We start from the raw sequence: 18,943 nt of genomic DNA on the forward strand, positions 1-18,943 counted from the left end.
TCTGCGCCATGTCCACCCCTCACGCAGTGCCCGGATCCTGGATCGACGGAGCCGCGGTCGACGGCACCGGACCTGCCCACACGGTCATCGATCCGGCCACCGACAAGGCTGTCACCACCGTATCGCTGGCGATGTCGGCCGATGTGGATTCGGCCATCGAGTCGGCGCGCGCCGCCCAAGGCGGGTGGGGCGCCGCGACACCGGCCGAACGGTCGGAGGTACTGCGGCGGCTGGCCGACGTCATGCGCGCCGAGGCCGGAGCCCTCGCCGCGCAGGAGGTCGCCCAGACCGGACGGACCGTCCGGCTCGCGACGGAGTTCGACGTGCCCGGCAGTATCGACAACGTCGATTTCTTCGCCGGTCTCGCCCGCAATTTCGACGGCAAGGCCAGCGCCGAATACTCCGGGGATCACACGTCGTCCATCCGACGCGAACCCGTCGGTGTCGTCGGGTCGATCTCGCCCTGGAACTACCCGCTGCAGATGGCGGTGTGGAAGGTCATCCCCGCTCTCGCCGCCGGGTGCGCGGTCGTGCTGAAGCCGGCGGAACTCACCCCACTGACCACGCTCACCCTGGCACGTCTGGCGACTGAGGCCGGCCTGCCCGACGGTGTGTTCAACGTCGTCGTCGGGACCGGCGCCGAGGTGGGGTCCGCGCTGTCGGGGCACGCAGGCCTGGACATGGTCACCTTCACCGGCTCCACCGGGGTCGGGCGCCAGGTGATGGCACAGGCCGCCCGCAACGGCACCCGTGTGCAACTCGAGTTGGGTGGCAAGGCGCCGTTCGTCGTCTTCGACGACGCCGATCTCACCGCGGCCGTCCACGGCGCGGTCGCCGGGTCGTTGATCAACGCCGGGCAGGACTGCACCGCCGCGACGCGGGCGATCGTCGCACCGGCGCTGTACGACGACTTCGTCGACGGCGTGGCCGAACTGATGGCGTCGATGACGGTGGGCGATCCGACCGACCCGGACACCGACATGGGATCACTCAGTTCGCGCGCACATCGGGACAAGGTGGCGGGGATGGTCGATCGGGCCGTCGCCGATGGTGCGCGACTGGTGACCGGGGGAACGGTCGTGGACGGGCCGGGGGCGTTCTACCGGCCGACGTTGCTCGCCGACGTGACCGAGGAGGCGGAGGTGTACCGGGACGAGGTGTTCGGGCCGGTGCTGACCGTGAGCACCTTCACCGACGACGACGACGCGATCCGCCGCGCCAACGACACCGTCTACGGCCTCGCCGCCTCGGCGTGGACCCGCGACGTCTTCCGCGCGCAGCGTGCGGGCAGGGAGATCCACGCCGGGTGTGTCTGGATCAACGATCACATCCCGATCATCAGCGAGATGCCGCACGGCGGATTCGGCGCATCCGGCTTCGGCAAGGACATGTCCGCCTACTCGCTCGACGAGTACCTGGCGGTCAAGCACGTGATGAGCGACATCACCGCGCTTGCCGAGAAGCCTTGGCATCGAACAGTGTTCGCGGGTGGACGGTGAGTCGCGGCCGCTCGGGCGGGCTGGCGCAACCGTGGGCCACGGAGCCGACCGAGCGCGGGCTGGCCATGGTGGCGCAGGCCAGACGAGAACCCTACTGGCTGGACCGGCCGGAACGCCCCGCGCCCCGACGACGTCTCGACACCTCGGTGACCACCGACCTGCTCGTCGTCGGTGGTGGGTTCACCGGCCTGTGGGCCGCGGTCCAGGCGGCCGAGGAGAACCCGGACCGTCGCATCGTGCTGGTGGAGCGCGACCGGATCGCGGAACAGGCGTCGGGCCGCAACGGCGGATTCTGCTCGGCGAGCATCACCCACGGCCTCGCGAACGGTCTCGACCGGTTCGGCGACGAGATGCCCCAGCTGATCCGGATGGGCCGCGAGACCCTCGACGCGATCGAGTCGACGCTCGAGCGCCTCGGTATCGATGCCGACGCCGAACGCACCGGTGAGCTCGACATCGCCAACTTCGACTGGCAGGTGGCCGATCTCCAGGAGCACTCCTCGCAGGGCGCACTGCTCGGCGCGACGCTCCCGCTGTTGCCGGGACCCCAGGCGCGTGAGCGCGTCACGTCACCGATGGTGGCCGCCGCCGTCCTCGACCCCGACGTGATCATGCTCGATCCGGCGAAGCTGGCGTGGGGACTGGCCCGGGCCGCCGAGGATCTCGGCGTCACCGTCCACGAGAACACCGAGGTCACCGGCCTCTGCTCCGACGGAGATCGTGTCCGGGCGACCACACCCTACGGTGAGATCGATGCTGCGGCAGTCGTTCTCGCGACGTCGGCGAGCCCGTCGCTGCTGCGTCGCCTGCGTCTGTACACCGTGCCGGTGTGGGACTACGCGTTGATGACCGAGCCGTTGTCGCCGGAGCAGCGGGCCGCCGTCGGATGGGCGGGTCGCGAAGGCCTCGCCGACAGCGGACCCCGCTTCCACTACTTCCGGTTGACCGCCGACGACCGGATTCTCTTCGGTGGCTGGGATGCGCTCTACCACTACGGTTCCGACGCCGATCCGCGTCATTCGTTCGAGCCGCGCGAGTTCGGCCTGCTGGGTGAACATCTGCTGCAGTTCTTTCCGCAGTTGGAGGGAATCCGGGCGACACACGCCTGGGGTGGTGTCATCGACACCTGTTCGCGCTTCTGCGCGTTCTGGGACCGGGCGCTCGACGGCCGTGTGGTCAGTGTCGTCGGCTTCACCGGACTCGGCGTCGGCGCATCGCATTTCGGTGCGCGCACCGCGCTCGACCTCGTGGACGGGCTCGACACCGAACGGACCCGACTGACGATGGTGCGGACCAGGCCGATCCCGTTCCCGCCGGAGCCGTTGCGATGGTTCGGCATCACCCTCACCCGCAAGGAACTGGCACGGAGCGAGCGTCGGGAGGGCAAGCGGGGAGCATGGCTGAGCGTGATGGACCGGATCGGTCTCGGCTTCGACAGCTAGGGCCCGATGTGCAGGTCGAACCACCGCCGGACCGCGGCGACTGCCATCGGATGCGTGACCGGGGCGGCGTCGGCGACGTCGGCGGTCAGTCGTTCGACACCGTCGTCGCCGAGCGTGGCACGCAGTTCCGCCCGGTACTCATCGACCGCCAGCCACTCCTGTAGGAGAGGGGAGTCCACCTCGAGGTGGAACTGGACGCCGTAGTGGGGGCCGTGCCGGAACAGTTGATGGCGATACGCTGCCGATGACGCCAGCAGGTGCGCACCGGGTGGTAGCGAGAACGTGTCGAAATGCCAGTGCAGGGCGGGGAAGGTCGCAGCGCCGAGCCCGGACCAGACGGGATCGTGACGGCCCTCGTCGGTGAGCGTGACGTCGAAGACGCCGATCTCCGGTGCGGGCCCGGTCGTCACCTCGGCCCCGAGTGCGGTGGCGAGCAGTTGGGAACCGAGGCAGGCTCCCCAGACCGGCACGCCGACGTCGACGGCGCGGCGCAGGAACGCGATCTCCTCGTCGATCCACGGGACGGTCGGGCCGTCGTCGGCGCCCATCGGACCGCCCATGACGAGGATTCCGTCGACGTTCGCGGGGTCGGCCGGTAGCGGCTCGGCCCACATCCGGACGGTCTCGATACGCGTGCGGTCGGCGAGTCCGGCGCCGAGCGCCCCCGGCGACTCACATTCGGCGTGACGCAGTTCGAGGATGGTGTGCACGCTCACGGGTCCGTCGATCGTGGTACGACGATCACGGGTGCCGTGGTCCAGCGTAGGATTCGCGCCGCGGTGCTGCCGAGGAAGACCCGGTTGATCGTCCCGAGATGGCCGGAGCCCACCGCCACGATGTCGCCGTCATCCCACGGCAGGTTGTCGAGGGCCTCGTCGAGGGTCGCGCCATCGGCCACCAGGACGTCGACGTCGAGGTCGTCCGGAACCGTCGAGCGCGTCTCGTCGAGCAGTTTCTGTGCGACAGCGACCTGTTGTTCGCGCGCGTCGCGCGACGACTCGTCGTCGAACGGAGAGTTCAGCGAGACCAATGACAGCAGACGGACATCCAGACCCGACGAGGTCGCCAGGGTGAGCGCGAACGGCAGCGGGTTGCTGCGTCCGGGCTTCACCGACACCGCGACGGTCACCGAATCGAGTCGTGCCGGGGGACGTTCGGCGTAGCCGCGGGGGGCGAGCGCGACTGGCAGCGGTGACGAGTGCAGAAGCTCGGTGCTGACCGTTCCCAGACTGTGGCGACGGAACAGTCCGTCGCCGGTGCCGCCGACGACGATCATCTCCGCCCCAGCCCGCTGTGCGGCGTCGATGAGGCCCTGCGCGAACGAGTCGTCGAGGGTGACGATCGTGCGCTTCTCGATGTCGTCGGGGATCTCCGCGGCGCCGTCGGCGAGCCATTGCGCCGCCTGGTTCTCGATGCGCTCCTGATATTCACGGAGTCCGGGCCGGCCGTCGTATTCGACCGGGTGTACGACGCAGATCAGATCGATCGCGGCTCCGGTCACCCGGGCGATCGCGACGGCGAGGGCCACGCCGTCCCGACCCGAGGGCGTGGCGAGGTACCCGACGGCCAGCCGGCCTGGTGGTTGCGCGGGGTGCGTTTCAGTAGACATCGGGCACCTTCACTTCGGTGGTGGCGTCGAGGGTCTCGCCCTTGAAGAAGCTGCTGTTGTGCGCGTAGCAGGCCAGCATGAGCGGGATGCCGAGGACGAGCATGCCGACGCCCAGGATGAAGACGCCGCCGATACCGCCGATGGACGTGGAGCCGTAGTCGGGCTTGATCATGTCGACGGCGCTCTTGACGAAGGCCCAGGTCATGGCGACGGCTCCGAGTAGCGGGAACAGACCGCGCATGAAGAAGTTCCGCGCCGACTCGAACAAGGTGCGACGGAAGTACCACACGCACGAGTACGCGGTGATCCCGTAGTAGAACGCGACCGCGAGTCCGAGCGAGGCGATGGAGTCGCCCAGTGTGTTCTGGCTCAGGAACGACAGCACCAGGTAGAACACGAGGGCCGAGATCCCCATCACCGCGGTGCCGAATGCCGGCGTCATGTACCGGGGGTGGATGGATGCGAAGCGCTCGGGCAGCGCCTTGTAGACGGCCATCGACAGGCTGCCTCGAGCCGTCGGCAGGATCGTCGACTGCGTCGACGAGAGTGCCGAGATGCTGACGGTGAGCAACAGGGCCGCGGCCATCACCGCACCGGCGACGGGTTCGCCGAGGATGGTGAGCACGTCGTCGGCGTTGTCCGGGTTGTTGAGGCCGATCCCGGTGTCACCGAACCCGGCGAAGGACTCCACGGCGTAGGCGACGAGCACGTAGGTGGCGACCAGGATGAGGCAGGTGATCACCGCGGCGCGGCCGGGCGTCTTCTCCGGATCCTTCGTCTCCTCGCCGATCGCCAGGCACGCGTCCCATCCCCAATAGATGAAGATGCACAGGATCACCGCCGCGGCGATCTCGGACTGACTGAGTCCGCCGGGCCACAACCAACTGATCTCGGGTGAGATCGCCTGCGGGCCCGCCGTGTCCAGGCCGACCTTCACCAGGGCGATGACGCTGGCCAGGATGAGGACCGCGAACTGTACGAACATCAGGACGGCCTGCATCCGCTCGCTGATCACGATGCCCCGGATGCTGATCCACGTCATCACGGCGATGAAGATGCAGCCCAGGAGGACTTTGATCCACAGCGTTTCCGCCAGAGAGTCCAGGCCGAGGAATTTGAGCAGGTAGACGGCCGCGATCTCGGCGACGTTGGCCAGCACGATGATGGCCGACACCGCCAGGCCCCAGCCGCCGATCCATCCGATCCACGGGCCGAAGGCCTTCGTCCCCCAGGTGAACGTCGTACCGCAGTCCGGGGTGTCGCGGGAGAGCTCGCGATACGCGAAAGCCACGAGGAGCATCGGGATGAACGCCAGCACGAACATCGCCGGAGCCTTCATGTGGACGGCCGCGACCACATAGCCGAGTGTCGCCGCGAGGCTGTAGGCCGGCGCGACGGCCGACAACCCGATGATGACGTTGCCCAGAAGTCCGATGGAACCGGCCCGCAGACCCTTCTCACCCGCGTGGATCTCGGCGTGTGTGGTTTCGACCATTCTGACTCCCACTCATGGAACAAGGTGTCATGGAACAAGGTGGGATCAGATTACGGTTTCCGCAGCACCTTCGCGCGCCGAGGAAGGAAATTGGTGAGAAAACTGTCGATTCACGACGGATTCGGTCGTCTAGTGACAGTAGGCGGTGGCATATCGCGGTCCGCGGGCCGTCTTCTCCCGGACTTTCGTCTTGTTGATCCAGACCGCACACCGGGCGAACCGGCCGTCGGACTGCAGGACGGTGTCGATCTTCTGATGCCGCACGCGGCTCGTATAGACCAGTGAACCCGTCCAGAGGCCAGTGCGCTTGTCGAAGCGGTTCAGCGGTACATCGCTCTGGCGCCGCATGTGGTTGTGCGCGTCGTACCAGGCGACCGCACTGTTGTACTGGCGATCCGAGGTGAGGACGACGGTGATGCGGTCACCGTCGCCGGGGTACCGGGGATTGGCGACGGCCGGGTGGGCAAGCGGCGTGCCGACACCGAGCATCAGGATGAGGCCGGCGACGACGAGACGTGTGCGGGTCATGATCTTTGGACGCAGCGGTGGGCGATCCGGTTCCATGTCCGGGCAGAGAGAAGATCTGCGGGTCGCGTGTGCGACGGATGGTCAGCGCGAGAACATCAGGGCGCGCTTGACCTCTTGGATCGCCTGGGTCACCTGGATGCCGCGGGGGCAGGCGTCGGTGCAGTTGAACGTGGTCCGGCACCGCCAGACGCCGTCGACGTCGTTGAGGATGTCGAGGCGCTCGATGGCCCCCTCGTCACGGCTGTCGAAGATGAACCGGTGTGCGTTGACGATGGCCGCCGGTCCGAAGTAACTGCCCTCGTTCCAGAACACCGGACAGCTCGTCGTGCAGCAGGCGCAGAGGATGCACTTGGTGGTGTCGTCGAACCGCGCACGATCGTGTTGACTCTGGATGCGCTCGCGCGTCGGTTCGTTGCCGCTGGTGATCAGGAACGGCTTGATGGCACGGTATGCGTCGAAGAACGGCTCCATGTCGACCACGAGGTCCTTCTCCACCGGCAGCCCCTTGATGGGCTCGATGGTGATGGTGATCTCCTTGGACTTGTCCTTCGGGAGCATGTCCTTCATGAGCAGCTTGCACGCCAGGCGGTTGACGCCGTTGATGCGCATCGCGTCCGACCCGCAGACACCGTGTGCGCAGCTGCGCCGGAAGGTGAGCGTGCCGTCGAGGTAGCCCTTCACGTACAGCAGCAGGTTGAGCAGGCGATCGGTCGGCAGGGCCGGCACGCGGAAGCTCTCGAAGCCCTGGGCGTCGGGGTTCTCCGGATTGAACCGGTAGATCTTCAAGGTCACCATGGTGGCTTCGTCGGGTACCGGGGGCAGTGGCGGTTCGTCGGAGGCCGGTGCCGGGTTGTCCATGATCGCTGTCATCAGTACTTACGCTCCATCGGCTCGTAGCGGGTCTGCACCACGGGCTTGTAGTCCAGCTCGATGTCCGAGAGAAGGCCGGTGCCCTTCTTGTATGCCATCGTGTGCCGCATGTAGTTGACGTCGTCGCGGTCGGGGTAGTCCTCGCGTGCGTGGCCACCCCGTGATTCCTTGCGGTTCAGCGCGCCGACGACGGTGACCTCCGCCATCTCCAGCAGGAAGCCGAGTTCGATCGCCTCGAGCAGATCGCTGTTGAACCGCTTGCCCTTGTCGTGCACCCGCACGTGGTCGTAGCGCTCCTTGAGCGCGTGGACGTCGGTGAGTGCCTGCTTGAGCGTCTCCTCGGTGCGGAACACCGAGGCGTTGTTGTCCATCGTCGCCTGCAGTTCGGTCCGGATGTCGGCGACCCGCTCGTGACCGTGATCGGAGAGCATCGTCTCGATCCACGCGTCGACCATCTCGGTCGGCTGCTCCGGCAGCTCGACGAACTCAGCCGACGTGGCGTACTCCGCGGCGGCGATGCCGGCACGGCGCCCGAAGACGTTGATGTCGAGCAGCGAGTTCGTACCGAGACGGTTGGCACCGTGCACCGACACGCAGGCGCACTCGCCGGCCGCGTACAGACCGTGCACGACGGTGTCGTTGTCGCGGAGGACCTGGCCCTCGATGTTGGTCGGGATGCCGCCCATCACGTAGTGGCAGGTCGGGTAGACCGGCACGTACTCGGTGACGGGATCGACGCCGAGGTAGGTGCGGGCGAACTCGGTGATGTCGGGGAGCTTCTCGTTGAGGACGTCCTCGCCGAGGTGGGTCACGTCGATGTAGACGTAGTCCTTGTTCGGCCCGGCGCCGCGGCCCTCGAGCACCTCGAGCACCATCGACCGGGCGACGATGTCGCGGGGGGCGAGGTCCTTGATGGTGGGCGCGTAGCGCTCCATGAAGCGTTCGCCGTCGACGTTGCGCAGGATCCCGCCCTCACCGCGCACGGCCTCCGAGATGAGGATGCCGAGGCCGGCCAGACCGGTCGGGTGGAACTGGTGGAACTCCATGTCCTCCAAGGGAAGTCCCTTGCGAAAGACGATGCCCATGCCGTCGCCGGTCAGGGTGTGGGCGTTGGAGGTGGTCTTGTACATGCGTCCCGAACCGCCGGTCGCGAAGACGATCGACTTGGCGTGGAACACGTGGATCTCGCCAGTGGCGAGCTCGTAGGCGACGACTCCTGTCGCGACCATCTCGCCGTCGGAGTTCTCACCGAGGCAGATGTCGAGCGCGTAGAACTCGTTGAAGAACTCGACGTCGTGCTTCACGCAGTCCTGATACAGCGTCTGCAGGATCATGTGGCCGGTGCGGTCGGCGGCATAGCAGGCCCGGCGGACCGGGGACTTGCCGTGATCGCGGGTGTGTCCACCGAAGCGACGCTGGTCGATCTTGCCCTCGGGGGTCCGGTTGAACGGCAGGCCCATCTTCTCGAGGTCGAGCACCGCGTCGATGGCCTCCTTGGCCATGATCTCGACGGCATCCTGGTCGGCCAGGTAGTCACCGCCCTTGACGGTGTCGAAGGTGTGCCACTCCCAGTTGTCCTCTTCGACGTTGGCCAGTGCCGCGCACATGCCGCCCTGTGCCGCGCCGGTGTGGCTGCGGGTGGGGTAGAGCTTGGTCAGGACCGCGGTCCGCGCACGGGGTGCGGACTCGATGGCCGCACGCATCCCGGCGCCGCCGGCGCCCACGATGACAACGTCATAGCGATGTTCCTGCATGAGTTCGTCTATCTCCTCTAGCCGACGCTGTTCACGTCGAACGTCAGCAGTGCGTACGTACCCAGGACCAGCACCAAGATCATCGAGATGCCCAGCAGGACATTGAGCCAAAACCGCGTGGAGTCCTTGCGCGAGTAGTCCGCGATGACTGTGCGCACGCCATTGCCGCCGTGCAGCTGGGCGAGCCACAGCATGGAGAGATCCCAGATCTGCCAGAAGGGTTCACGCCAGCGCGCCGCCACGAAGGAGGCGTCGATGCGGTGCACGCCGTCGTCCCACGCCAGCATGATGAACATGTGGCCGATGGTCAGGATGATCAGTGCCAGGCCGGAGAAGCGCATGAACAGCCATGCGTACTTCTCGAAGTTGCCGCCCTTGCGCATGCGCGGCGAGCGCGGGTTGTCCAGGCTGGCCGGGCGGTCGTACTGGGTACCCAGCGTCTTGGCGACACCCGGAGTTGCTTGCGATGCAGTCATCAGGTGCCTCCTAGAACGAGTGGGTGATCAGGATCTGCAGCAGACGGATCGCCGCCGCGCCGAACACGACCACGAAGATGGTGAGGATCACCCACAGCATCTGTCGCTGGTACTTGGGACCCTTGGACCAGAAGTCGACGAGGATGATCCGCACCCCGTTCAGCGCGTGGTAGAGCACGCAGGCGACGAGGGCGATCTCCATCAAGCCGATGAGGGGGGTCTTGTAGGTCTCGATGATCTCCGAATACTTGTTCGGGTCGATCCGGATGACGGCGGTGTCCAGCACGTGGACGAACAGGAAGAAGAAGATGGTGACACCGGTGATGCGGTGGAGCACCCACGACCACATGCCTGGGTCGCCGCGATACAGGGAGCGTTTGCGCACCGGCTCGGGTGCTACCTCGGTCGGGGTGCTCATCAGGGAATTGGCCTCCAACAGCGTCGATGGATGTGCCGAGTCGGCATTATCTGGCTCGGCCGTGGACCCATGGAAGAGACTTTAAACCTATGCTGAGCCGCACAGTAAATTGCCCGAACCGATCTGGGCGACAAGTGATCTCGACTTAGGTTTGCCTTACCAAGTTTTGTGATGGTAAGGGATGTCACATCCTGCTCGCCCGTACCGATGGGGAGGAGCTCTCCGTGAGCGCCGAAGTGGACTGGAATCTGTTGCGCGACAACGCACAATCGATGATCGCGCGAGCCTATGCGCCCTACTCCGGGTTTCCGGTGGGCGCGGCGGGCCTACTCGACGACGGACGGGTCGTCCTGGGTTGCAATGTGGAAAATGTCTCATACGGACTCGGCATCTGTGCCGAGGTGGCACTGGTCGCGCACCTCGTCGGAACGGGCGGTGGGCGGCTCGTCGCGGTGTCGGTCTGCGATGCCCGTGGCGAGGTGCTGATGCCGTGCGGACGATGCCGTCAGGTGCTGCTCGAACACGGCGGGAACGGACTGGCGGTCGACCATCGGTCGGCGCCGACGACGCTCGGCGCGCTGTTGCCCGACGCGTTCGGTCCCGACGATCTGGAGGCGACCCGGTGACCTCCAACACCTCCGACGCCGAGATCATCGACACGATCGGCGTGATCCGGACCAAGCGCGACGGCGGCGAGCTCAGCGATGCGCAGATCGACTGGGTCGTCGATCGCTACGCGCGCTCGGCAGGGTATGTCGCGGACGAGCAGATGTCGGCCCTGCTCATGGCGATCGTGCTCCGCGGCATGACCCGTCGGGAGATCGCCCGGTGGACCCAGGCGATGATCGACAGCGGCCGTCGGATGGACTTCTCCGGCCTCCGGCGCGACGGGCGGCCGATGATCACCGTCGACAAACACTCCACCGGGGGTGTGGGGGACAAGATCACGTTGCCGCTCGCGCCGCTCGTCGCGTCCTACGGTGTCGCCGTTCCGCAACTCTCCGGACGTGGCCTCGGGCACACCGGCGGGACTCTCGACAAACTCGAGTCCATCCCCGGGTGGCGGGCTGACGTGGGGCCGGACGAGATGTCCGCGCAGCTCGAGAGCGTGGGTGCGGTGATCTGCGCCGCCGGTGGTGATCTGGCGCCCGCGGACCGTCGCCTGTACGCGCTGCGGGATGTCACCGGAACTGTCGAGTCGATACCGCTGCTGGCCAGTTCGATCATGTCCAAGAAGATCGCGGAGGGCACCGGCGCCCTGGTCCTCGACGTGAAGTTCGGGAGCGGTGCGTTTCTGAAGTCGGAACCGGAGAGCCGCGAGCTCGCGGAGACGATGGTCGCCCTGGGCGAGGCCGCCGGGGTGCGGACCCGCGCGCTGCTCACCGACATGAATGTCCCTCTGGGGCTCACCGCGGGCAATGCGCTCGAGGTCGCGGAATCGGTGGAGGTCCTGTCCGGTGGCGGTCCCGACGACGTCGTCGAACTGACCCTGGCCCTGGCCCGGGAGATGCTCGACGCCGCGGGACTTCGCGATGTCGATCCCGCCGACCATCTCACCGGCGGGCAGGCGATGGACACATGGCGGCAGATGATCCGCGCGCAGGGGGGCGACCCGGACGCGCCGCTGCCGCAGGCGCCGCACACCGACACCGTCGTCGCGGACGGCGACGGCGTGGTGATCGGGCTGGATGCGATGGCCGTCGGTCTCGGCGCCTGGCGACTGGGTGCGGGTCGTGCCGTGCCCGGTGAGGCCGTACAGGCCGAGGCGGGGATCACGATGCATGCCAAGCCCGGCGATCGGGTGCGCGCCGGCGACGTGCTGTTCACCCTGCACACCAGAACGCCCGAACGGTTCGCGGCGGCACGGGCGGCGCTCGCCTCTGCGGTCTCGCTCGGTGACGCGCGACGCGAGCGCGCGCCGCTGATCACCGACCGCGTTACCGTCGGAACATGACGATGACTGTCACGCCCGCCGGCCGACCCTTGGACCTGCCGAACATCCGGCTCGCGCCGAAGGTACTGCTGCACGATCACCTCGACGGCGGACTACGACCCGCGACGATCCTCGAACTGGCTCGCGAGGTCGGGTATTCGGAGTTGCCGGCCGACGACGCGGAGTCACTCGCCGGGTGGTTCCGCGACGCCGCCGACAGCGGTTCGCTCGATCGCTACCTGGAGACCTTCGCGCACACCGTCGCGGTCATGCAGACACCCTCGGCCCTCGCGCGGGTCGCGCGCGAATGCGTCGAGGATCTCGCCGAGGACGGGGTGGTGTACGCCGAGATCCGTTATGCGCCCGAGCAGCACCTCGCGCGCGGACTGACCCTCGACGAGGTGGTCGAGGCCGTGCTCGCGGGATTCTCCGAGGGCGAGGCGCAGGCTCGGGCCCAGGGGCGCCCGATCATCGTGCGGTGCCTGGTCACCGCTATGCGTCACGCCGCCCGGTCGCGGGAGATCGCCGAGCTGGCGGTCCGCTATCGCGACGAGGGTGTCGTCGGCTTCGACATCGCTGGTGCCGAGGCGGGGCATCCGCCGACCCGACACCTCGACGCCTTCGAGTTCATGCGAGCGAACAACGCGCACTTTACGATTCACGCAGGTGAGGCCTTCGGGCTGCCGTCGATCCACGAGGCGCTCGCGTTCTGCGGTACCGACCGACTCGGTCACGGCGTGCGTGTCATCGACGACATCACCCTGCCGGAGGGTGTCGATCTCGCGGCGGAGAGCTTCGTTGGTGCCGAACTCGGCCAGATCGCCGATCTCGTGCGCGACAACAGGATTCCGCTCGAACTCTGCCCGAGCTCGAACGTACAGACGGGGGCGGTGGCCTCGATCGCCGAGCATCCGTTCAACGTGTTGGCGCGCCTGCGATTCCGGGTCACGGTCAACACCGACAACCGGCTCATGAGCGACACGACGATGAGCAAGGAGTTCTATCGGCTCGCCCAGCAGTTCGGCTACGGCTGGGCGGACTTCGAACGGTTCACCGTCAATGCCATGAAGTCGGCCTTCATCCACTTCGACGAGCGGCTCGCCCTGATCGACGACGTCATCAAGCCGGGATACGCGGTGCTGCTCGGCTGAGGCGTCAGGACTTCTTGACGAGCCGGGCCTCGAAGTCGTGGACGAGTGCTCGCCAGGCCTCGGACTCGTTCTCGAACGGCGGACTCGGTGCCATCCGCTTCGGATCGGGATTGATCGCGTAGTCGACGAACCAGCCGAGCGGGGTGGTCGAGCCGAGCGCCTCGTTGACCGAGTCGTCGTCTGCGTAGTCGGCGGCGTCGGTGAGCAATTCGACGGCGAGGTCGAGCTGGTTGCGGTCCATCCGGCGGGGTCCGTCGGCGATGTCGTCGACCAGACCCGGCAGGACGTACACGTTGTCGTCGATGACGTCGAACTCGAGTGAGCCGTCGGTGGCGCCGGTGCGCACCTCGTCGAACGTCGACACGTCGGCGAGATCGTGGTCGTCGTCGTCGGCGAGGAAACGGCTCAGCGATCGAGACGAACCGAACACGAAGATCTTCCCGTTGTTCCCCAGGAAGACCGGGTCGTCGCCGAGATAGCAACGCAGCGATAGGTATTCGCCGTCGCTGGTGACGATCCGGATCGGGTCGATACCGACACCCGCCCAGAAGTCGTCGTCATCGATATCGTCGTCGATCTCGTCGTCGTGGTCGTCGTCCTCGTCCGAATCGTCGGTGTCGTCGGACCCCTCATCGGACGTGGCCGCTGCGGCACCCTCGACGAGTTCGATGTCGTCGTCGGCCGGTTCGTCCTCGTCCTCGGCGGACGCGGCCGCCTCGAGTTCGGCCTCGGCGGTCTCGACGGCTGCCGGGTCGACCTTCGGGGTGGAGATGACGTCGTCGATCGCGTCGATCACGTCATCCCAGTGCTTGGCGATCAACCGGCCGATCCGCACCCACAGGTCGACGCCCTCGCGGCCGACGAAGTTGCGGGTGCCGGTCGTGACCGCACCGAGGATGGGATTGCCGTTGAAGAACTTCGTGATGACCGTGAGTTCGCAGACCTCGCCCAGGATGCGCACGATCTCGAGAGCATCCTCGAGTTCGGCGATGACCTCGGGCGACGGGTCCTCGGCGGCCAGCTCCGGCACTCCGACGAGGTCGTAGGAGTGGCGGTCGTCGGGCACCAGTTCGTCGGCCTGCAGCCCGACGACGGTCTCCCACGCCGGATGCTCCACGAGATCGTTGTCGTCGTCGTTGCGGATGAACGCCGCCAGCTCGGCCACCCCGGGGAAGCCGTAGAGATCCTCGTCGAGGCCGAGGAATGCCTCCCACTCGTCGTCACCTTCACGCCACCGGGGTGCCCAGAGGGTGAAGATGTTTCCGTCGGTGAGTCCGAGCTCGATGGGGACGATGTCTCCGGCCATGAGGACACAGCGTACTGATCGGATCTGTGAACTCGGGTGGCGGGCCTGCGACCAGACGATGAACGCCGTGGGATCGCGGCCCGGACTCATCGTGGACGGAAGAATCCCTGGAAGCCCTGACCGGCGTTGGTGGTGCGCAACGGTGAGGTCTGGACCGGGTTGCCGGCCTCCACGAGCTGGTCGTTCCCGATGTACATCGCCACGTGGCCATCCCACACCGCGAGATCGCCGGGCATCAGGTCTCCTTGGCTCACCGGCACCCCGGCGGTGTCCTGATCCTGCGCCAGCCGGGGGAGCTCCAGACCCGCCTGACGATAGGACCACTGGGTGAACCCGCTGCAGTCGAAACCATTCGGCGTGGTGCCGCCCCACACATAGGGCACGCCGCGCTGGCTGAGCGCGGCCTCGACGGCCTTGGCGGCCCGTTCGTTCGGGGCGTACGCGACCGACCCGTCCGGAAGCCTGACCGGGATGCCGCCGGCGACCGGATCCGGCGAGAGCCGCGAGACGTCGGCAGGCGCCTCGGTGCGCCCGAGGCTCATCATGCGGTCGGTGTCGGTCCGCAGGTCGGTCTGCGTACGCGCGACGATCTGCATGCCGCGACCGATGTGGTCGAGGGCGATGGGCAGGATCATCGAGATCCCCTGCGGTGTGAACAGGGTCGGTCCGAGTGCTGCGGCGATGCGTTCGAACGAGTCGATGAGTGCCCCGAGCTGGTCGGCGGCCACCTTGACCTTGACGCCTGCCTGCTCGATGAGCGTGGCGATCTCGGCGCTGTCGTCGGCCACGTCCGCGACAGCGGTGCGGTCTCGACCGGCGGTCCGGGAGGCCGCGTCGGCACCGGTGCCGCGCCATTGCGCGGCGACGCGATCGGTCGCGGCCGACGACGTCTGCCGGATCTCTTCGAGTTGTGGGGTCGCCGTGCGCAGGCGGTCGGCGGGGTTGTCCGGTGGCAGCACACCGGTCCCGAGGGCGGTGATCATGATGCGCAGCGGTGCGATGAGGATGTCGATCGTCAGCATCAGAGTGACAGCTCCCGATCGGGTGCCGACGACCGCAGGGCGGCAGCGGCGGAGTCGTCGGATTCGGTGTAGCGGTCGTCGGCCGCGCGGGTGGCGCGAGCCTGATCCGCGTGGCGCGCGGCGACGGTGTCGAGCCGACGGGAGCGTCCGTCGAGCACGAACGCGGTGGCGGCCAGGAAGTCGGCGCCGATGACGCCGAAGGTCGGCGTGAGCTCGCCGACCTCACCTCTCTGGTGGGCGGCCTGGGTGCGCAGTTCGTCGGCGGCGACGTGTTGGGCACGCGCATAGGCGGACAACGCGGGGGAGTGGGCGGTTACCTCGGTCATGTATCTCTGACGCCCGACCGACGCGTCTGGTTCCACTTAGGGTGATTCCCATGCAGGTACAGATCGTCGATCATCCGCTGGCCGCCGCCCGGCTCACCACGATGCGCGACAAGCGCACCGACAACGCGGGGTTCCGGGCGGCCCTGTCGGACCTCACACAGATGCTCGTGTACGAGGCGCTGGCCGGGGCCCCGAGCGAGACCGTTTCGATCGAGACGCCGCTGACGGCGGTCGACGGGTCACGGCTGGCGACGCCGCCGCTGTTGGTGCCGGTGCTGCGTGCCGGGCTGGGCATGGTGGAGCAGGCGCACGCGATGGTGCCCGAGGCGCACGTCGGTTTCGTCGGTGTCGCGCGTGACGAGTCCACCGCGCGGCCGGTGCCCTATCTGGAGTCGCTGCCCGACGATCTGTCCGGACTGCCGGTGTTCGTCCTCGATCCGATGCTGGCGACCGGTGGGTCGATGCTGCACACCATCGAGTTGCTCATGGCGCGCAAGGCCACCGACATCACCGCGGTCTGCGTTGTCGCCGCGCCGGAGGGGGTCACCGCGCTCGAGTCGTCAGGCCATCCCGTGCGGTTGGTGGTGGCCGCGGTCGACGAGGGGCTCAACGACGTCGCCTACATCGTGCCGGGCCTCGGTGATGCCGGCGACCGCCAGTTCGGGCCGCGCTGATCAGCTCGGACGCTCAGGCCGCGACGGCTGCCCAGCGGCCATCCGATCGCCGCACGACGACGGGGTGGTCGAAGCATTCGCTGATGGTCTCCGAGGTGAGTGCGTCGTCGACGAGACCCGCCGCGATCGCCTCGCCGTCCCGAAGCAGCATGGCGTGACTCGTGCTGGCGGGCAGGTCCTCGAGGTGATGGGTGACCAGCACGCTCGCGAGATCGGGTACCTCGGAACGCAATTGGTCGATGCCGGTGAGCAGCTTCTCGCGTGCGGCCAAGTCGAGTCCGGTGGCTGGTTCGTCGAGCAGCAGGAGTGCGGGTCGGGGCATGAGTGCGCGTGCGATGAGGGTGCGGCCGCGCTCGCCCTGGCTCATGACCGGCCACATCGAGTCGCGGCGTGCGGTCATGCCGAGGAGCTCGAGAAGGTCGTCGGCGTGCCGGTGCTCGTCGTCGGTGTAGGTGTGGCGACGGTCGAGTTCGGGAGTGTTGGTGAGGCCGGTCAGCACGACCTCGTGGGCGGTCAGTGGGACGTCGATGCGCCAGCGCGGGTCGACGTGCCCGATGTGGGTACGCAGTTCGCGCATGTCCACCCGGCCGAGTCGCTTGCCCAACACATCGACCGTTCCGGTCGTCGGATGTCCGCGCGCCCCGAGGATCGTCATCAGGGTCGACTTCCCGGCTCCGTTGGGGCCCAGCAGCGCCCAGTGTTCGCCGGGCTGCACCCGCAGGCTCACCTTGTGGAGCAGGGCTCGCCCGTTGCGGACCACGTCGAGGTCGGTGGCGTCCAGGATCGGATCAGAAACCGTGTGCACGCCGTTCACCGTATCCAGCGTGCACAGGGAGGGCGTCGGCGACTGCGCCGGCGACCTCGTGCAGGTGCCTGGTGATGTCCGGAATGTCCGGTGCCGCGGCCGATGCAACGACCTCGATGTAGTACTTCAGCTTCGGCTCGGTGCCCGAGGGTCGGGCCATCACGCGGACCGTCACGCCATCGGTCGACGTACCGGTCATCTGCAGCGCGTCGGTGCGCAGGGTGTCGTCGCGGGTGGCGAAGTCGTCGGTCCGGACGGGCACACCTGCGAGCACGGTCGGCGGTGTGCGGCGTAGATCCGCCATCAGCTCGGTGATCTCGTCGAGGTCGGTGACCCTGATCGAGCGTTGCGTGGTGACGTGCACGCCGTGCTCGACGGCGAGTTCGTCGAGTGCGCCGGAGAGATCGTCACCGGCGCATCGACGTTCGTGGCAGAGAAGGGCGGCCACGATGGCGGCGGCGATGCCGTCCTTGTCGCGCACGGCACCGGGATCGACGCAGTGTCCGATGGCCTCCTCGTAGGCGTACAGCAGCGGTTCACCCGCGCGGACAAGCCATTTGAAGCCGGTCAGGGTCGTCACGTACCGCGCGCCCATCGAGGTGGCGACCTTCGCCAGGAGTGATCCGGAGACGATCGTGGCGGCGACGACGGGATCGGCCAGATCGGTGGTCGAGAGCAGATGTCGTCCCAAGAGGGCGCCGGTCTCGTCGCCGGTCAGCATGCGCCAGTGACCGTGCGCGCGTGTGCCGATCGCGCATCGATCGGCATCGGGGTCCAGGGCGATGGCGAGGTCGGCGTCCACATCGTCGGCGAGGGTCAGTAGTCGGTCGGCGGCGCCGGGCTCCTCGGGATTGGGGAACCGTACCGTCGGGAAGTCGGGGTCGGGCGCGAACTGATCCGCGACGACATGCACGTCGTCGAATCCGGCGCGGCGCAACGCGGTCAACGCGGTCGCGCCACCGACGCCGTGCATCGCGGTGAGGGCGATGCGGACGGGGGATCGTTCGACACGTCCGAACCGTCGGTCCAGTCGGTCCAGATAGCGGCGGGCATTCAACGAGGCCCGCCAGTCCGACGACACCGGTTGTCGCGCAATGGTTTTTGCCGGCGGCGCGCCGGAGATCAGTGACTCGATCTCCGCATCGGCCGGCGGGATGAGTTGTGCGCCCCCGGTCAGATACACCTTGTAGCCGTTGTCGGCAGGGGGATTGTGCGACGCGGTGACGGTGACGGCGGCCGCGGCTCCGAGGTCGCGACAGGCGAACGCGACCAGCGGGGTCGGTGTCGCGCCCGGCAGGGCGACGACATCGAAACCCTGAGCGGCGAGGACTTCGGCTGCAGCGGTGGCGAACTCGTACGAACCGTGGCGGGCGTCCCGGCCGACGACGACGGTGGCGCCGGCGTTGCCCCGGTCGAGGAGCCATCGTCCGAGGCTCTCGGTGGCCCGGGTGACGACGGCGACGTTCATCCCGTTCGGGCCCGCCCGGACCGGTCCCCGCAGGCCGGCGGTACCGAAATGCAGAGTGTCGGAGAAACGTTCGGCGAGGTCGTCGGCGCCGAGCGCGGCCAGCTCACGCCGGGTGCGCGGGTCCGGATCGCCGTCGATCCAGTCGTCGGGTTCGGTCACCGTCATGG

General features: G+C 67.7%; 19 protein-coding genes. 6 read left to right on the plus strand and 13 right to left on the minus strand.

From position 1 onward, the window contains the following. Positions 1-8 precede the first annotated feature (8 nt). Together QSJ19_RS09985 and QSJ19_RS09990 are read left to right on the plus strand one after the other, a co-directional pair. Positions 9-1,499, plus strand: coding sequence for a gamma-aminobutyraldehyde dehydrogenase (locus QSJ19_RS09985; RefSeq protein ID WP_286320075.1), 1,491 nt, complete (start codon positions 9-11; stop codon positions 1,497-1,499). A 65-nt stretch (positions 1,500-1,564) separates the two neighbouring features. Further along, a complete protein-coding gene (locus QSJ19_RS09990; RefSeq protein ID WP_286320303.1) occupies positions 1,565-2,941 on the plus strand; it encodes an NAD(P)/FAD-dependent oxidoreductase in 1,377 nt (458 codons plus the stop codon). On the opposite strand, the gene QSJ19_RS09995 is transcribed toward QSJ19_RS09990, so the two are convergent. The 8 genes from QSJ19_RS09995 to sdhC all read right to left on the minus strand — a co-directional run bounded on the left by QSJ19_RS09995 (position 2,938) and on the right by sdhC (position 10,091). Further along, positions 2,938-3,657 (minus strand): type 1 glutamine amidotransferase, encoded by a 720-nt coding sequence (locus QSJ19_RS09995; RefSeq protein WP_286320077.1) that lies wholly within the window; start codon positions 3,655-3,657, stop codon positions 2,938-2,940. The genes QSJ19_RS09990 and QSJ19_RS09995 overlap by 4 nt on opposite strands. After that, positions 3,654-4,550 (minus strand): universal stress protein, encoded by an 897-nt coding sequence (locus QSJ19_RS10000; protein WP_286320078.1) that lies wholly within the window; start codon positions 4,548-4,550, stop codon positions 3,654-3,656. Before QSJ19_RS10000 ends, QSJ19_RS09995 begins: the two co-directional genes overlap by 4 nt. Continuing rightward, positions 4,540-6,045: an APC family permease gene (locus tag QSJ19_RS10005; protein ID WP_286320079.1), complete on the minus strand. Its 1,506-nt coding sequence runs from the start codon at positions 6,043-6,045 to the stop codon at positions 4,540-4,542. The genes QSJ19_RS10000 and QSJ19_RS10005 overlap by 11 nt, the downstream gene beginning before the upstream one ends. 129 nt (positions 6,046-6,174) lie before the next feature. Then, positions 6,175-6,573: a hypothetical protein gene (locus QSJ19_RS10010; protein WP_286320081.1), complete on the minus strand. Its 399-nt coding sequence runs from the start codon at positions 6,571-6,573 to the stop codon at positions 6,175-6,177. 81 nt (positions 6,574-6,654) lie between these two features. After that, entirely contained in the window at positions 6,655-7,443 is a 789-nt protein-coding gene (locus tag QSJ19_RS10015) for a succinate dehydrogenase iron-sulfur subunit (RefSeq protein WP_187584817.1), read from the minus strand. Then, positions 7,443-9,197 carry a succinate dehydrogenase flavoprotein subunit gene (sdhA, locus tag QSJ19_RS10020; protein WP_286320082.1) on the minus strand — a complete coding sequence of 585 codons (1,755 nt, stop codon included), beginning with the start codon at positions 9,195-9,197 and terminating at the stop codon, positions 7,443-7,445. Before sdhA ends, QSJ19_RS10015 begins: the two co-directional genes overlap by 1 nt. A 17-nt stretch (positions 9,198-9,214) precedes the next feature. After that, positions 9,215-9,673, minus strand: coding sequence for a succinate dehydrogenase hydrophobic membrane anchor subunit (locus QSJ19_RS10025; RefSeq protein WP_286320085.1), 459 nt, complete (start codon positions 9,671-9,673; stop codon positions 9,215-9,217). Between the two features lie 10 nt (positions 9,674-9,683). Then, on the minus strand, positions 9,684-10,091 hold the full coding sequence (gene sdhC, locus QSJ19_RS10030; RefSeq protein ID WP_286320087.1) for a succinate dehydrogenase, cytochrome b556 subunit: 408 nt from the start codon (positions 10,089-10,091) through the stop codon (positions 9,684-9,686). Between the two features lie 224 nt (positions 10,092-10,315). On the opposite strand from sdhC, the gene QSJ19_RS10035 reads away from it, so the two are divergent. The 3 genes from QSJ19_RS10035 to QSJ19_RS10045 are packed head-to-tail and all read left to right on the plus strand — an operon-like array spanning position 10,316 to position 13,175. After that, positions 10,316-10,717 carry a cytidine deaminase gene (locus tag QSJ19_RS10035; protein WP_286320089.1) on the plus strand — a complete coding sequence of 134 codons (402 nt, stop codon included), beginning with the start codon at positions 10,316-10,318 and terminating at the stop codon, positions 10,715-10,717. After that, the gene (locus tag QSJ19_RS10040) at positions 10,714-12,045 is read left to right on the plus strand and encodes a thymidine phosphorylase (protein WP_286320091.1); all 1,332 of its coding nucleotides are present in this window, start codon (positions 10,714-10,716) and stop codon (positions 12,043-12,045) included. The genes QSJ19_RS10035 and QSJ19_RS10040 overlap by 4 nt, the downstream gene beginning before the upstream one ends. Further along, complete coding sequence (locus tag QSJ19_RS10045; RefSeq protein WP_286320094.1) at positions 12,042-13,175, plus strand: adenosine deaminase; 1,134 nt, start codon at positions 12,042-12,044, stop codon at positions 13,173-13,175. Before QSJ19_RS10040 ends, QSJ19_RS10045 begins: the two co-directional genes overlap by 4 nt. A gap of 4 nt (positions 13,176-13,179) precedes the next feature. On the opposite strand, the gene QSJ19_RS10050 is transcribed toward QSJ19_RS10045, so the two are convergent. The 3 genes from QSJ19_RS10050 to QSJ19_RS10060 all read right to left on the minus strand — a co-directional run bounded on the left by QSJ19_RS10050 (position 13,180) and on the right by QSJ19_RS10060 (position 15,829). Continuing rightward, the gene (locus QSJ19_RS10050) at positions 13,180-14,481 is read right to left on the minus strand and encodes a SatS C-terminal domain-containing protein (RefSeq protein ID WP_286320096.1); all 1,302 of its coding nucleotides are present in this window, start codon (positions 14,479-14,481) and stop codon (positions 13,180-13,182) included. Positions 14,482-14,567: 86 nt separating this feature from the next. Then, positions 14,568-15,503, minus strand: a complete 936-nt coding sequence (locus QSJ19_RS10055; RefSeq protein WP_286320098.1) for a C40 family peptidase — start codon at positions 15,501-15,503, stop codon at positions 14,568-14,570. Beyond that, a complete protein-coding gene (locus QSJ19_RS10060) occupies positions 15,503-15,829 on the minus strand; it encodes a type VII secretion target (RefSeq protein WP_286320099.1) in 327 nt (108 codons plus the stop codon). The genes QSJ19_RS10055 and QSJ19_RS10060 overlap by 1 nt, the downstream gene beginning before the upstream one ends. 50 nt (positions 15,830-15,879) lie before the next feature. Here QSJ19_RS10060 and upp point away from each other — a divergent pair, with 50 nt between their 5' ends. Continuing rightward, complete coding sequence (gene upp / locus QSJ19_RS10065; protein ID WP_286320101.1) at positions 15,880-16,503, plus strand: uracil phosphoribosyltransferase; 624 nt, start codon at positions 15,880-15,882, stop codon at positions 16,501-16,503. A gap of 13 nt (positions 16,504-16,516) precedes the next feature. Here upp and QSJ19_RS10070 read toward each other — a convergent pair whose 3' ends face one another. Next, positions 16,517-17,308 carry an ABC transporter ATP-binding protein gene (locus QSJ19_RS10070; RefSeq protein ID WP_286320102.1) on the minus strand — a complete coding sequence of 264 codons (792 nt, stop codon included), beginning with the start codon at positions 17,306-17,308 and terminating at the stop codon, positions 16,517-16,519. Further along, complete coding sequence (locus QSJ19_RS10075; RefSeq protein WP_286320103.1) at positions 17,292-18,941, minus strand: phospho-sugar mutase; 1,650 nt, start codon at positions 18,939-18,941, stop codon at positions 17,292-17,294. Before QSJ19_RS10075 ends, QSJ19_RS10070 begins: the two co-directional genes overlap by 17 nt. Positions 18,942-18,943 lie beyond the last annotated feature (2 nt).

Source organism: Gordonia sp. ABSL11-1 (assembly GCF_030315685.1).
GTDB lineage: Bacteria > Actinomycetota > Actinomycetes > Mycobacteriales > Mycobacteriaceae > Gordonia.